Source organism: Collinsella sp. Sow4_E3, from assembly GCF_052116285.1.
Classification (GTDB): domain Bacteria; phylum Actinomycetota; class Coriobacteriia; order Coriobacteriales; family Coriobacteriaceae; genus Collinsella.
This window is the reverse complement of the sequence record NZ_JBQKLJ010000003.1, coordinates 34,695-48,948: the sequence shown is the minus strand read 5'-3', so window position 1 is coordinate 48,948 and position 14,254 is coordinate 34,695. Positions and strand designations below refer to the sequence as shown.

Below are 14,254 nucleotides of genomic sequence, written 5' to 3'. Positions count from 1 at the left end.
AATGCGGGACTCAAAATGGTTTTCCGAATCCGAGAGGACGGAATGGTTGAGATTGCCGAGATTGTGGCAATAGGACGGCGCGATCGTTCCGAGGTCTATAAGACGGCCGTAGGGCGCCTGTCAAAGCAACCCGCCATGGTTGAATACGACGGAGCCCTGAGATGATGAAGGCCGAAGCTCCGATGGTGCTTCGGCCTTTGTTGTTTTCGGCTTGGTTGCCGACATCGCGTCGTAGGTTGAGCACACGTCAGCGAAAACGCCCCTAGGCGAGCAAGGTGACGTGAAAGAGGAGGGAAGCGTACTTCGGTACGCGACCGACGATTGAACGTCAGATTGCCGCTTAGGGGCGTTTGCAGCGTCGACAAGTTACGCGGTTTGGTAAAACCGCGTAACTATTTTCTGGTCATGCCCGACGATTGAACGTCAGATTGCCGCTCTGGGTCGTTTGCAGCGTCGACAAGTTACGCGGTTTGGTAAAACCGCGTAACTATTAGAGCTGGCGCAGGCCTTCCTCGAGACCGGTCTTGCTGTCGGTCTTCTCGTCGCGCATCTTGATAACGCGGGCAGGGACACCGGCGACCACGGCGCCGGCGGGGACGTCCTCGACGCACACGGCGCCGGCGGCAACGACAGCACCCTTGCCCACGCGCACGCCTTCCAGGACCACAGCATTGGCGCCGATCATAACGTCGTCCTCGATGATGACGGGCGTGGCGCTGGCGGGCTCCACGACGCCTGCCAGCACGGTGCCGGCGCCGATGTGGCAGTTCTTGCCCACGGTGGCGCGACCGCCCAGCACGGCGCCCATATCGATCATGGAGCCTTCGCCAATGACGGAGCCGATGTTGATGATGGCGCCCATCATGATGACGGCACGGTCGCCGATCTCGACGCGGTCGCGGATGATCGCACCCGGCTCGATGCGGGCGTTGATGCCCTTGAGGTCGAGCATGGGCACGGCGGAGTTGCGGCAGTCGTTCTCCACATCGTAGTAGTCGATGGAATCGACGTTGGCGTCGAGGATTGCCTTGAGCTCATCCCAGTCGCCAAATACAGTCTTTCCACGGCGGCCGCCATAGACATGCGTATTGCCCCACTGGACCTTCATGCCCGGCTTTTCGCGCACGTACAGCTTGACGGGCGTCTTCTTGGGCGCGGTGGCGATATAGTTGATAATCTCCTGTGCATCCATTTCGGCTGCGTTGCTCATTTGCGGTCTCTCCTTTGGGTGGATCCGGTTGATACCTGGTTAGGCAAACATGACCTGGTCGAACGTATAGAAGCCGGGTTCGCGGGTGACGAGCTTCTGCGCGGCTGCCAAGGCGCCGTTGACAAAGATCTGACGACTCGTGGCGCGATGCGCGAGCGTGACCTCCTCGTCCTGGCCAAAGAAACTCACTTCGTGCACGCCGGCGACAGTGCCACCGCGCAGCGAGTGCATGCCGATCTCCTTGGGGTCGCGCGCTCCGCACATGCCCTCGCGGCCATAGACGGGGTGGTAGCCTGCCTCGGGCTCGGCTTCGACGACGGCGTCGAGCAGCAACTTGGCAGTGCCGCTGGGGGCGTCGACCTTTTGGTTGTGGTGCGTCTCGACGATTTCGCAGTCAAAGCCGGGCAGCTCTCGCGTGGCCTGTGCCACCAGATGACGCAGGGCTGCGATACCGATGGAGTAATTGCCGGAGTGCATGACGCGGGTGCTCTGACCCAGCTCGCGCAGGCGATCCATCTGCTCGGGCGTATAGCCTGTGGTGCCCGAGACCAACGCCGCACCCGTGCGCTCGACATAGGCAACGACGGCGTCGAAGGTCGCAACGTTCGAGAAGTCGATGATGACGTCGGCCGCCGGAGCGTTCTCGAGCTCTGACAAGTCGAAGCCGATCTGGGCGACGATGTCAAAAACGGGCTCTCCGGCAGCGTCGACAATACCCTCGGCGGTAGTGCGGATGAGCGAGCCCATGCGGCCCGTTCCCATAATGACGGTCTTAATCAAGCAGACCAGCTCCCTTCAGAGCATCGGTAAGTGCGGAGCGCGTGTCGTCTGCCATGGGGCACAGCGGCATGCGGTAGTTTGCCTCGATCATACCCATCTGGGCGAGCGCTTCCTTGACGGGGATGGGGTTGACCTCGCTAAAGAGGGCATTGATAAGCGGCTGGCCGGCAATCTGGATATCGCGGGCACGTGCCACGTCACCGTCCAGATAGGCGCGGCACATGTCATGTACGAGCTGCGGCTGCACGTCGGCCCACACGCTAATGGTGCCCGAAGCACCCAAGCTCATGAGCGGCACGGTGAGCGCGTCCTCGCCCGAGTACATGCGGAAGTCGTCGGACAGCAGGTGGGCGATCTTGGCGGCGTAGGCGACGTTGCCCGAGGCTTCCTTAATACCCATGATGTTGGGGTGCGCGGCCAAGCGCTCCACGTTGCGCTCGCTGATGCCGCAGCCACAGCGGCCGGGGATGTTGTACAGGATGCAGGGGATGTCTACGGCATCGGCGACGGTCTTAAAGTGCTGGTAGATACCCTCTTCGTTGGATTTGTTGTAGTAGGGGGTAATGAGCAGCAGGCCGTCGGCTCCCAAGCCCTGGTAAGTGAGCGACTTGGTGAGCATGGTCTGCGTGGAGTTGGAGCCCGAGCCGGCGATGACGGGGACGCGTCCTGCAACTTGCTTGACCACCGCGGCGACAACGGAGTTGTCCTCGTCGTCGGTCATCGTGGCACTCTCGCCGGTGGTGCCCAGGGCGAGGATGGCGTCGGTGCCATTTTGCAGGTGGAAATCGATAAGGCGCTCGAGCGCATCAAAGTCGACACTGCCGTCCTTTTTAAACGGCGTAACCAGGGCGACGATTGAGCCCTCGAGATTGCGGATGTCCATGTTCTTCTCCTTCGCTTCGGCGATCTGGATGCGCTTGTTCCATTGGGCGGCGACTGCCAGGCGCTCGTCTTGGGCGCGGCGGCGGGCACTTTCGGCGCGCGACTTGGCCAACAGTTCTCGGCCGCACGGCAGCACGTCGAGCGTGGCAAAGTAATCGCCCGGGCGCTCGGCGCGGCGGATGAGGTCGGCCGCGCCATCGGGGCGCAGCAGGACCTCGGCGGAGCGCAGCCGTCCGTTGTAGTTGTAGCCCATGGAGTAGCCATGCGCACCGGTATCGTGGATTACAAGCAGGTCGCCCATGTCGATATGCGGTAGCTCGCGATCGATGGCGAACTTGTCGTTGTTCTCGCACAGATTGCCCGTGATGTCATAGGTGTTCGTGACGGGCGCTGTGCCCTTGTCGGCGCCGCCCGGCTGACCCATCACCGTAATGTGGTGGTAGGCACCATACATGGCGGGGCGGATCAAATCGACGGCGCTTGCATCGACACCGATATAGTCCTTGTAGATCTGCTTCTCGTGGATGGCCTTGGTGACCAGGCAGCCGTAGGGGCCCATCATAAAGCGGCCCATCTCGGTGTAGATTGCCACATCGCCCATGCCTGCGGGGACCAGGATCTCGTCGTATGCCGCGTGCACTCCCTCGCCGATGGCGTGAATGTCGTTGGCCTGCTGCTCGGGCAGGTAGGGGATGCCGACGCCGCCGGATAGATTGATGAAGGCGACGTGTGCGCCGGTCTCGCGCTCCAGGCGCACGGCAAGCTCAAAGAGGATGCGCGCGAGCTTGGGGTAGTAGTCGTTGGTGACGGTGTTGCTGGCAAGGAAGGCGTGGATGCCAAAGTCCTCGGCACCCTTGGTCTTGAGCATACGGAAGGCCTCGAAGAGTTGCTCGGTGGGGATGCCGTATTTGGAGTCGCCGGGGTTGTCCATGATGCCGTTGGAGAGCTGGAACAGGCCGCCCGGATTAAAGCGGCAGCTGACCGTCTTGGGGATGGGTCCCGCAACACGCTCAAAGAACTCGATGTGGCTGATGTCGTCAAAGTTGACGATGGCACCCAGCTTGTCGGCGAGCTCAAAGTCCGCAGCCGGCGTGTCGTTGGACGAGAACATGATGTCGTGTCCCGTGATACCCAGAGAGCGGGCGATCATGAGCTCGGTATAGCTCGAGCAATCGCAGCCGCAGCCGTATTCGTTGAGAATGGAGATGAGTGCCGGGTTGGGGTTAGCCTTGACGGCAAAGTATTCCTTAAAGCCCGGGTTCCACGCAAAGGCGTCGCGCACCTCTTGCATGTTGCGGCGGATGCCCGCCTCGTCGTATAGATGAAACGGCGTGGGGAACTGCTCGACGATATGCTCGAGCGTCTCCTTGTCCACAAACGGCTGCTTGGCCGCATATGCCTCGTTGGGGGTCAATGCCATGTCCCGTAAACCTCGCTATCCAGACGGCGCCATCTGCGCATCGAATCCGCATAGCGTGGACCCAATGTCCGGATAGCGCTCCCGCATTGCTGCAGACAGTCCTGTGGGTGTTTCCCACAGGCCCACCAGGTTGTTCGTGCCCGAAAAACCCAGTTCGGCGGGTTTCGCCTCCCCGCGGGGTCAAAGCCTGCCGACTCGCCCGCGGCTCTTCGTGCCCGCGCCTCTATCAAGTGGTAAAGACCCTATCACGTTGCACTTTACCAAACAAGAGTATTCGTATATAACGTTTAAAAAATGCAGGGATATGCTGGAAACATGTGCGCCACAATCCTGTATCACAATAAGTTGCAACAAATGTGCCTCACGAAGGGATCCTCTATGACCGAGCTCCAAGAACTCCGTCGCTATCGCCGCGATCTCCATCGCATTCCGGAGCTCGATTTCGATCTTCCGCAAACCATTGCCTATATCGAGGGCGTGCTGGCACCGCTCACCTGCGAAGTGACCCATCCGTGCCCCAGCTGCGTCTGCGCTTTCTTCGACGCCGGCGTTGATGCCGCGCATGCCACGGCGATTCGCGCCGATATGGATGCGCTGCCCATTGAGGAGGCGACAGGGGCGGCCTTTGCCTCGACCCATCCCGGCAAGATGCACGCTTGCGGACATGACGGTCACATGGCCATGGCACTTGCCGCCGCGACGTATGTCGACCGTACGATTCGCGAGCAGCCGGGCGTCATGAGGCGCAACGTGCTCTTTGTGTTCCAGCCGGCCGAGGAAACGACCGGTGGTGCCAAGACGGTATGCGAGAGCGGCGTGTTCGAGCGCTATGGGGTCGACCGCATTTTTGGCTTCCATGTGTGGCCCGATCTGCCTGCCGGCACGTTGGCGAGCTGTTCCGGTCCGCTGCTGGCGCGTTCGAGCGAGACGCATATCTATATTCACGGTACGAGCATCCATATTGCTAAGACCTATGGCGTGCCGGTCGAGGAGTCGCACGATGCCGCGTTGGCGGCAGCGAAGTTTTTGGTTGCCGAGCGCGAGCTGATGGACGAGCTGGGCGGCGACGAGCCCTGTATCGGCAAGTTTGGTCTGCTGCAGGCCGGTACGGTTTGCAACGCGGTGGCGGGGGAGGCCCATGTGGCCGGAAGCCTGCGTGTGTTTACGGACGGCATGTTCGATCGGGCGCGCGAGGGCGTGCGCCGCGTGCTTGATGAGGCATGCGCTGCAACGGGCTGCACGTACGATCTCGACTTTGCCGAGGGCTATCCGCCGGTCGACAACGACCCCGAGTTGTTTGCCAGCGTCGCGCCTGCCTTGCCCGGCCTGCAGCTTGTGGAGGAGCCGCTGTTAATTGCCGAGGACTTTGCGTTCTATCAGCGCCATCTGCCGGGCGTGTTCTTCTTGCTGGGCACGGGCGTGCCAGAGGCGCAAGAAAACCCGATCGACGCAGACGGCTGCCCAGCTTATGCGATGAGCGCTCTTCACACTGATACCATGCTCTTTGACGAGGAAATTTTGCTCAAGGGCCTCGATGTCTACAAACGATTGCTTTTGCTTGGTTAATCGGCGCGGGCGCATGTTCTAGAAAATACGAACAAATGTACGGTATAATAGAGATGTATGTCTGTAGAAACGTTTGACGTTATTAACGTAAGGCGATACTATGATTGCATCGTACAAAGATGAGGATACCGAACATTTTGCAATGGGTGTGCGGGTCAGGAGGTTCGTGCCCTTTGAGCGGGTCGCATTGAGGAAGATTCGTCAACTGCAGGTTTGTGCTTCACTTGATGACCTTCGCGTTCCTCCGGGCAATCGTCTTGAAGCGTTGAAGGGCGATCGCGCCGGCCAATATAGTATCCGTGTTAATGAGCGCTATCGGGTCTGCTTTGAGTGGAGACAGGGGATGGCTTGGAATGTCGAAATCGTCGATTATCACAAGTGATGAGACCGCGCCCGATTTGCTGTCACCGGTGACTCCTGGTGAACTTCTCAAAGAGGAATTTCTTGTTCCTATGGGCATTTCTCAATATCGTCTTGCTAAGGAGACCGGGATTCCGGCACAGCGTATTGGGCAGATTATTTTGGGGAGGCGTCGTGTTACGGCTGACACCGATCTTCGCCTTTGCCGCTACTTTGGCCTAACGGATGGTTATTGGCTGCGCGCCCAGATAGCGTTTGACCTCGAGGCGGAAAAGAGGCGCATCGAGCCGGAACTGGATAAGATCGTTCCTGTTCAGCAGGCTATCGCATTGTAGTGTTCAAAGATGTTGAGGTTGGAATGACGATGGGGCGACGCCGACAGTCTGCCGTTTATAGTCCCGGTGGGTGTGGATGCGGCTTGTTGTTGCTTCCGGTTATTGCTGTGAGCATTGGCGTTATGTTTGCGCTTGCCGGGTTGGCGGCAGCGGCACTCGTGTTGCTGATCGTGGCCATTGGCGTGACGATTTGGCTCTGCCGCAATCGCGAGCAACGCCATGCCGACGGCAAGACCGATGTGGGATGGATTGTCTTTTTGGTTACCGCCTACCTGTTGAGCATCGGCTACCTTGTGTTCTTTGTTTTGCTGCTCGTTAGCACCTTTACCGGGGAATCCGTCACGGTGGGCTAGGCTTCGACGAGCCTTTTGAGGATGAGGCGAGGGGGCGGATGGGACATGTTGTTCAAGACGGAGTGCGACGCGCGGGCGGCAAGAAGATCGCGATTCCCATCGGCAAGCAGGACGCGACCGTCTTCCGCAAGGTGATGAGCGCAAAAGACGCCATCTAAGAGTTCGCGCCGGCGCTAGGGACGGCCGATCAGGAGCGGGCACTGCGTATTGCCCGAGTGCGGGCGAGACGGATGGTGGCGTGGATGATTCGCGCTTATCTTCCTTACTTTCGGATTATTCACCAAAAATAGCTGTGCGGGCACATCACGAACAATCGCCAAACAAGGCATAAACACGGGCGCGGGGCTTATCGGCTTCGTGCTCTTCTTCGCCATAAGAAACGACAACAGCAGAGCGGTTAGCCGAGCGCTAATTTTCGTCTGGAAAGCGAGTGGTATGATTCGACCTACAGGCTTTTCAAACTGAAACGGCGGAATTAACATGGGAAATGCTGTTATAACGCTCAGGGATTTGATGCCGGTGGCGCACCCAGAGAAGACAAAGATCAAATTCAACATGAATGCTGGCGACGTGAACGTGCGCGCGTACGACATGCTGTTGAAGGACACCTCGACCCCCGAGAAGACCGATAGCGGCTCGCGATGGTACGAGATGAACGCGTGGAGGAGCGCGACGGGACAAGCGAATAACAACCTCAACCATGCGGATTACCTGCTCTCGTTCGCACAGTACTACACCTACGGGCCCGAGTACTTCATCTTCGGCGGCATGCACAAAGTGGAGAAGGCAGTACCCGAGGTGCTGGGCGGCGTGGGCTACAAGTTGACGCTTCTTCCCGACTACGAGGCCTACATTAAGCGCCTCATCATCAAGTTGAAGAAGCCTATCGGGCGCGACATCTACAACAAGTTCTACGAGAACACGATGCACGACTTTGAGCCCGTAGTGTACGAGTACTCGATGAGCCTGGGCAACGTTGCCCCTTTTCCTGGCTACAAGTACGTGTGCATCGACCACAAGACCTTGCAGGCCGTTATCGCCAGCGTGGGCTCCGACTGGTACTGGGCGCTGGACAACGTGAAGGGCGTCTACTGCATCACCGACACCGCGACGGGGAAACTCTACGTGGGTTCGGCCTCGGGCGACAGCAAGAAGGACGCGGGCGCGGACTTGGGTATCTGGCAGCGCTGGAGCGCCTATGCCAACCCCATGGACCCGACTGGCGGCAACAAGGAGTTCAAGGCCATCGTGGCCGAGCACGGAACTGGGTACATCGTGGAAAACTTCACCTACTCCATTCTAGAGGTGTGCGACACCAAGATGACCACCGCCGAGGTGTGCGAGCGCGAGAGTCACTGGAAAGACGTGCTTTGTTCGCGCAAGTTCGGCATGAACTGGAACTAGGTGCGCGCCATGGGCTTGTTACGGACGGTGAGGGACTGCGTGTACGGCATGGCCGTGGGCGATGCGCTCGGCGTGCCCTACGAGTTCAGGCCGCGCGGCAGCTTTACCTGCACGGACATGGTGGGCCTCGGCACGCACAACCAGCCTGCGGGCACATGGAGCGACGACACGTCCATGGCGCTCGCGCTGTGCGACAGCTACCGCGAGCTCGGCGATATCAATTGCGACGATATCCTCGTCAAGTTCCGCAATTGGATAAACGAAGGCGCATACACCGCCGACGGGAACGTCTTCGACTACGGCAACGCCACCAGGCAGGCGCTCGATACGGGTTGCGGGCTCACAAGCGAATACAGCAAGGGCAACGGCTCGCTCATGCGTTGCCTGCCTATGGTGTTTATGGAATGCTCCGACTGCGACATAAGGGAGGTCAGCGCGATCACCCACGCTACCGACGACTGCTGCCAGGCCTGCGTGGACATGATCGCCTATGCCCGCGAGGTGCTTTACAGCGGGCACGCCGGCTGCGAGAGTGAGGACAGAGCTGGTGCCAGCGGCGGCTACGTGTGGGATACTTACCACGCCGCCATCTGGTGCCTAGAACATACCGACAACTACCGCGACTGCGTACTGACCGCCGTGAACCTGGGCGACGATACCGACACCACGGCTTGCGTGGCCGGTGGATTGGCCGGCATCCTGTACGGATACGAGGGCATTCCGACCGAGTGGTTAGAGGCCTTGCGCGGCAAGGACGTGATTGAGCCTTATTTGTTCGGCGGGGCTTACGGTGATGACCTGTGCAGGTTCGTTAAGCGCTTCGAGGATTCGCTGGACGGTCCCACCCGCGACTTCCACGCGTTGGCCCATGACATGTTCGGCCTGGGTTGGCACATGGACTTTGGTGAGGCCTTTGCCGGGGCATATCCGCGCTCCGGTACGGCCGAAGGACTGCGAGAGGACATAGACACCATAGACGACGTTGGGCTTCTGGGCAGCGGCGTCTTCTCTCGGTGGCGCTATATAACGCACTGGAAGTACGATAGCGTGCCTGATGAGGACGATTTGGAGTGGTTCAGGCTGGCGCTCGGGAGGCTTCGCGAGCTGGCATAGGGGTGCCGTGATTTGAATCGCTTGCCTGAGGTGGCTGATGCCGACTTAAAGCACGGGGAGATATACCGCAGCGCTATTGCTTTATTGCCTGAGTGATCTTAGGACCATACCTTTTATTCGATAGCGGGGCGACGGAATCGTCGAACACCATGCGCGCGCTATCTTCGACGGGCAGCCCCCCTCATGGGCATCTTGCAGGTGAGAGGGGTGCGGCTAACGTCGGCCAGAGGCGCGGCAAGGGCGCTTTGGTATCAAGCTGCAGCCTCAATCACCGCTCCATCTGAACAGGCATCTTCTCAATCCAGTACCAATCTGGCTTACAACCCCCCCCATTAGCTCCCAGCTAATGAATTTGAGCTCGCTGCCTTCTACGATGTGCTGTGTACCGGCGCGGTAGCCGGATCGTAGGAAGGATGCATAATGAAAAAGCTCGAAAACGAAGTGCTGCTGAGCCGTCGCGCTGCACTTGGCGCATTCGCCACCGTCGCCTTGGGGACTGCCGGTCTTCTTGCCGGTTGTGGTAGCGATAAGGCGACCGTCACCGAGGACGCTGGCGATGGCGACAAGAAGGAAGAGGCGAAGAAGGAAGAGCAGCCTACGACTGACCTGGCGGTTGGCACGACGGTGACCACGGCTGCCGGTCTTTCCGTCGTTGTCGATTCCGTCCAGCCCGGCCTTACAAATTATGACGGTTCGACCATGATGGGCATTCACGTCACGTACGTCAACAATGGCGATGAGGGCGCAGATTACAATATCTACGACTGGAAGGGCGAGGACGCCAACGGCGCCCAACAGAATCAGGGTTACTACAGCGAGGGCTCCGATGAGCTGCAGTCTGGTACCCTTTCCGCCGGTGGCTCAGTGGCGGGCAATATCTACTTTGATGGCGATATCAAGAAGGCACTGTATTTTGCCAACATGTTTGATAAGTCTGCCACTGCAAGCTGGGTGCTGGCCTAGCATGTCGCTACCGTTGCGCCGGATGGGAGGTGAAGTCGTATGCCCGATAAAAAGCTGACCGAGGAGTTGCTCAATGAGCTTCTCGATGCGCCGAACATCGATGGCTATATCAGGGAGCACGACTTTGCCGCCCCGTCGCTTTCGGATTACCTGAAGCAGCTACTGCAGGAAAAGGGTTTGGAGCGCTCGCGCGTGGTTCGTATGGCCGATCTCAATGAGACCTTTGGCTATCAGATCTTTACCGGTGCGCGTCATCCGAGTCGCAATAAGGTACTGCAGATTGCCTTTGCGATGGCGCTGACGCTCAAAGAGACCAACCGTGCGCTGACGGCTGCCGGGGTAAGCGTCCTTAACTGCAAGGACCGCCGCGATGCGATTATCATCTTTTGCATCGATCGCGGGTGCAGCCTCCAAAAGGTCAACGAGGAGCTGTATCGCTTTGGCGAGGAGACGGTGAATTAGCCGCTGATATCTGAGCCGGCGGAGCTGTCGAACAACGATGCAAACGAACGGGGCGCGGATGCCATGGGGTGTCTGCGCCCTGCGCTATGATGGAGGCTATGGATACTCAGACCCCAACATATTCCAATGACGAGCTGACCGCAGCGCTTGCCGAGCACCTGGCGTCGCTCGATCGCGACGACAGCTATCGCGTGGAGCGTGTACTTAAGCGCTCGTCCGTTGAAACAACCGAGCTCGTGTACTTTGAAGGAACCGGCGGTGGTTCGCTCGGTCCCTTTGTCCGTAAACGCATCGATGCTTCGGCTCAAATCGGCGGGGCATACGAGCGTCTGTTTGCCGCTCAGCGGGCAGGCAGGCGTTTTGAGCACCTGCCCAGAATCGTCGATTGTCGTCGTTCGGGCGACGAGCTCAACGTGGTTATGGAATACATCGAAGGGGAGACACTCGGGGCACTGGTGGACCGTCTGGGATCCGCTCCCGATTATGCGCGTGAATTGTATCCTGTCCTTTGCGACGCCGTGGGCGAGCTCCATGCCGGTTTCGCAATGGCGGGGGAGGCTTCGGCGCCGGTGATCCATCGCGACCTCAAGCCGTCGAATATCATCGTGACAGGTGCCAACTATACGCCTGATGACGGCCTGACGTTTTCATCGCTGGTGATTATCGACTTGGGGATCGCGCGCGTGTGGCGCGATGGCGCCGATGCCGATACTGTCAAGTTTGGGACACGGCCCTATGCGCCGCCCGAGCAGTATGGGTTTGGGCAGACGAGCGTGCGAAGCGACGTCTACGCGCTCGGTGCCCTGCTGTTCTTTTGTTTGACGGGAGTCGACCCTAAACCAGGGCTCGACATGCGCGAGCAATGCGAGGTGCGCGGCATTCCCACTCCACTTGCCGATGTCGTTTGCATGGCGATGGCGCTCGATCCGGCCAAGCGCTTTGCAAGTGCGGAAGCGTTGGGACGGGCGACGCGCGCGGCATACGATCTGAGTCGCCCCGTGCGGCCTCCTGCGCCTGTGCCTGTCCGTACTCCGGCCTCGGAGACGTTGTTGACGCCCCAAGGGCTCCAGAACCCCGCAAGGCTTCCTAGGCCTGCCACCTCCGCTGCATGCGGTCTGCTCTCTCGCGTTCCGGAGCCCCTGGGGCGCATTTGGAATACGCTCGTCTGCTTCTCGCTGCTTGTGTTCTTTGCCGGAAGTCACTTTGCCGTCTTTCAACCCACGGGAGCAAACCAAAGCTACCCGACGTGGCTTCTCATAATCGAGTATTTTTTCTTTGTCGATGGCCTTATGACGCTTACGCATTTTGCGCTGCTCGATAAGCGCCGTCTTCGTCGGCGATTCGCACTGCTCGACAGCTATCGCGGCAAGAAGCTCGCGAAACTCTGGCTCAAGGCATTGGGTGTGCTGCTCCTATGCATGATCGTCATAGTCGCGGTTGCCAATGCGACCGGCGTCGTCGATACCTCCGCTACCTAAAAGAAAAGGGCCCCATTGGGGCCCTTTGCAGTTGCACTTAGATGCGGTTCATCTGAGCGGCGACTTTGTTGTACCAGTCCTGCCACGTGGGTGGGCAGTACTTTTTGGCCGCAGCCGGGGTAAGGGTGGAGCCGTAGTTGGCGCCCAGATAGGCAACGTGAGCGAAGATGCCCTCGCTCCAGCTGCCAAAGCTGCGCCAACCGCCGCCACGTGCACTCCAGCCCCAGGCGTTGTAAGAATTGGCGCAATAAGCACCCTTGGTGCTCTCGATGCAGGCGATGGCGGGGGACCAACGGGGGTCGACACCGGTATTCCAAGCGGCGACGGCAAAGTTATAGCCCTGGCCTGCCATAGGGGAGCCGGCGAGGTAATTGTCGATGCGGCTCGTCCACTCATTAATGAACGAATCGTAATCGGAACTACCGGTGTTGGCGTTGTTCACCGTGGTGTCGATGGTGGTGTTGGCGTTGGTGGCCTGGCTGCTGGAATTGCTGCCGCTCACGCCCTCGCCCGAGAGCTTCTCGGCGGCAGCGGCCTTATCGGCCTCAAGCTTGGCAAGCTCGGCGGCATTTTCCTGCTCGGCTTTTGCCTGTGCCTCGCTGCGGAGCTGCTGGGCCTGCGCCAGCGCATCCTCGGCGTTTTTCTGCTCTGCCTCAAGCTGAGACTTGGCCTGCTGGAGCTCGGCCTTGTTCTGCTCGAGTTCGGTTTGCATGTTATTGAGCTCTTCGATCTCGTCGACGCTCGAGCTTGTGATCTGGTTGGTGTATTTGCAGGTCGTGATGAACTCACCCAGGCTCTGTGCGTTGACCAGGAAGCTCACGATGGGGTTGGTGCCCTTCTGGTACTTGTACAGATCGCGCATGGCGGTGCATGCCTTTTCCTGCTGATCGGGAAGCTTCGCCTCGATCTTTTCGATACTTGCCTCGTTGGCGTCAATCTGCTTCTGCAGATCGCCGAGCTTGGTACGGGCATCGTTGTAGGCGCTCGTGGCGGCTTCGATCTTCTGCTGGGCGGCGGCAAGCTGATCCTGCGTTGCCTGCGAGGCGGCATACGCCGCGACGGGGGAGAGCATCGGCGTGGCCGTCAACGCAACGGCGAGCGCGGCGCTCGTGATGATACGAGCCGGCCTCGACGCGATGAGCGCTGCGGTGCGATGATTCGAATGCTGCATCCAGTCCCTCTGCAATCAATCGTAGGTTATTGTTCCTCAGGTATTCTACTACTGCTTTCGACCTCAACTTGAACCTTAAAGGTTTTAAAGGGTCAAGTTGAACTTGAGACTTTGGCTTTGACCTGCAGTTATATCGAATTGTTGAGAAACCATAGAGTTCAACTTTAACGTTACGGGGGCCTGTTTGGGACGGGCTTTGGACTGTGAAAACTATCTCAACGTTGGGGTTTGTGGCTATAAGGTCCCATTGCGGCGAGCTTGCTCTACTTCGTTGAGCGCCTGGGCGGGGGTGAACGAACAGGTGCCGTCGCCGAGTTTGATTACCCTGATGTTGTCCCCGGCGTGGGCATCGGAGACGAGGCCAAACTGCTCGATGGCGGTATCGTGTCCGCCGGCGACGGGCGTCTTGCGCGTGCCTTTGTGCGCCGATGTATTGATGGAGGTGATGTAGGCGGCACCGTCATAAGCGTCGTTTGCGGTGCGCAGAGGAGCAGTCGCTTGCACGCGCTGCGCCAACTCGCGTTTTGGGGCATCGAGGATGGGGTTATCGGTTGGAAGGTCCTGGAGCACGCGTGCGCCTTTCACTCGGGGGTATCAATATGCTGAACCCTACAACAACGGTGGGTTCATTGCCGTTGGTCATACGGCGGTGAGTGCGGCCTTCATGCTGGATAATTGCGTTGATTGTCATAGATACAGTGGAGCTTTAGGAGGAAACGGTCCGGCACGCTAAAATAAACGGGTTGCATAAAGACCG

The 14,254-nt window shown here is 59.1% G+C and carries 14 protein-coding genes and 1 riboswitch; of the genes, 9 read left to right on the top strand and 5 right to left on the bottom strand.

The window, feature by feature from the left end:
• Positions 1 to 490 precede the first annotated feature (490 nt).
• Genes dapD through dapA form a run of 3 tightly spaced genes read right to left on the bottom strand, consistent with a single transcriptional unit; the run spans position 491 to position 4,292 of the window.
• Positions 491 to 1,210, bottom strand: coding sequence for a 2,3,4,5-tetrahydropyridine-2,6-dicarboxylate N-acetyltransferase (dapD, locus tag ACTQ48_RS03295; protein WP_441570114.1), 720 nt, complete (start codon positions 1,208 to 1,210; stop codon positions 491 to 493).
• Between the two features lie 39 nt (positions 1,211 to 1,249).
• Positions 1,250 to 1,990 (bottom strand): 4-hydroxy-tetrahydrodipicolinate reductase, encoded by a 741-nt coding sequence (gene dapB, locus ACTQ48_RS03290; protein WP_441570113.1) that lies wholly within the window; start codon positions 1,988 to 1,990, stop codon positions 1,250 to 1,252.
• A complete protein-coding gene (dapA, locus tag ACTQ48_RS03285) occupies positions 1,983 to 4,292 on the bottom strand; it encodes a 4-hydroxy-tetrahydrodipicolinate synthase (protein ID WP_441570112.1) in 2,310 nt (769 codons plus the stop codon). The genes dapB and dapA overlap by 8 nt, the downstream gene beginning before the upstream one ends.
• A gap of 65 nt (positions 4,293 to 4,357) precedes the next feature.
• A riboswitch (Lysine riboswitch) is annotated at positions 4,358 to 4,526 on the bottom strand.
• Positions 4,527 to 4,670: 144 nt separating this feature from the next.
• Between dapA and ACTQ48_RS03280 the strand changes: the two genes are divergently transcribed.
• The 9 genes from ACTQ48_RS03280 to ACTQ48_RS03240 all read left to right on the top strand — a co-directional run bounded on the left by ACTQ48_RS03280 (position 4,671) and on the right by ACTQ48_RS03240 (position 12,326).
• Positions 4,671 to 5,858 (top strand): N-acetyldiaminopimelate deacetylase, encoded by a 1,188-nt coding sequence (locus ACTQ48_RS03280; RefSeq protein ID WP_441570111.1) that lies wholly within the window; start codon positions 4,671 to 4,673, stop codon positions 5,856 to 5,858.
• A gap of 100 nt (positions 5,859 to 5,958) precedes the next feature.
• Positions 5,959 to 6,240, top strand: a complete 282-nt coding sequence (locus ACTQ48_RS03275) for a type II toxin-antitoxin system RelE/ParE family toxin (protein WP_441570110.1) — start codon at positions 5,959 to 5,961, stop codon at positions 6,238 to 6,240.
• On the top strand, positions 6,212 to 6,553 hold the full coding sequence (locus tag ACTQ48_RS03270; RefSeq protein ID WP_427727846.1) for a HigA family addiction module antitoxin: 342 nt from the start codon (positions 6,212 to 6,214) through the stop codon (positions 6,551 to 6,553). The genes ACTQ48_RS03275 and ACTQ48_RS03270 overlap by 29 nt, the downstream gene beginning before the upstream one ends.
• An 83-nt stretch (positions 6,554 to 6,636) precedes the next feature.
• Positions 6,637 to 6,906, top strand: coding sequence for a hypothetical protein (locus tag ACTQ48_RS03265; protein ID WP_441036914.1), 270 nt, complete (start codon positions 6,637 to 6,639; stop codon positions 6,904 to 6,906).
• A 480-nt stretch (positions 6,907 to 7,386) separates the two neighbouring features.
• Positions 7,387 to 8,310 (top strand): GIY-YIG nuclease family protein, encoded by a 924-nt coding sequence (locus tag ACTQ48_RS03260; RefSeq protein WP_427727850.1) that lies wholly within the window; start codon positions 7,387 to 7,389, stop codon positions 8,308 to 8,310.
• 9 nt (positions 8,311 to 8,319) lie between these two features.
• Positions 8,320 to 9,423 carry an ADP-ribosylglycohydrolase family protein gene (locus ACTQ48_RS03255; RefSeq protein WP_441048600.1) on the top strand — a complete coding sequence of 368 codons (1,104 nt, stop codon included), beginning with the start codon at positions 8,320 to 8,322 and terminating at the stop codon, positions 9,421 to 9,423.
• Positions 9,424 to 9,843: 420 nt separating this feature from the next.
• Positions 9,844 to 10,386, top strand: a complete 543-nt coding sequence (locus tag ACTQ48_RS03250) for a DUF4352 domain-containing protein (RefSeq protein ID WP_441570109.1) — start codon at positions 9,844 to 9,846, stop codon at positions 10,384 to 10,386.
• Between the two features lie 39 nt (positions 10,387 to 10,425).
• Positions 10,426 to 10,848: an XRE family transcriptional regulator gene (locus tag ACTQ48_RS03245; RefSeq protein WP_154517313.1), complete on the top strand. Its 423-nt coding sequence runs from the start codon at positions 10,426 to 10,428 to the stop codon at positions 10,846 to 10,848.
• A 98-nt stretch (positions 10,849 to 10,946) separates the two neighbouring features.
• The gene (locus tag ACTQ48_RS03240) at positions 10,947 to 12,326 is read left to right on the top strand and encodes a serine/threonine protein kinase (RefSeq protein ID WP_441570108.1); all 1,380 of its coding nucleotides are present in this window, start codon (positions 10,947 to 10,949) and stop codon (positions 12,324 to 12,326) included.
• A 37-nt stretch (positions 12,327 to 12,363) separates the two neighbouring features.
• Here the strand turns inward: ACTQ48_RS03240 and ACTQ48_RS03235 are convergent, their stop codons facing one another.
• Positions 12,364 to 13,497 carry a coiled-coil domain-containing protein gene (locus ACTQ48_RS03235; RefSeq protein ID WP_441570107.1) on the bottom strand — a complete coding sequence of 378 codons (1,134 nt, stop codon included), beginning with the start codon at positions 13,495 to 13,497 and terminating at the stop codon, positions 12,364 to 12,366.
• 234 nt (positions 13,498 to 13,731) lie between these two features.
• Positions 13,732 to 14,067 (bottom strand): hypothetical protein, encoded by a 336-nt coding sequence (locus ACTQ48_RS03230; protein ID WP_441570106.1) that lies wholly within the window; start codon positions 14,065 to 14,067, stop codon positions 13,732 to 13,734.
• Positions 14,068 to 14,254: the final 187 nt, after the last annotated feature.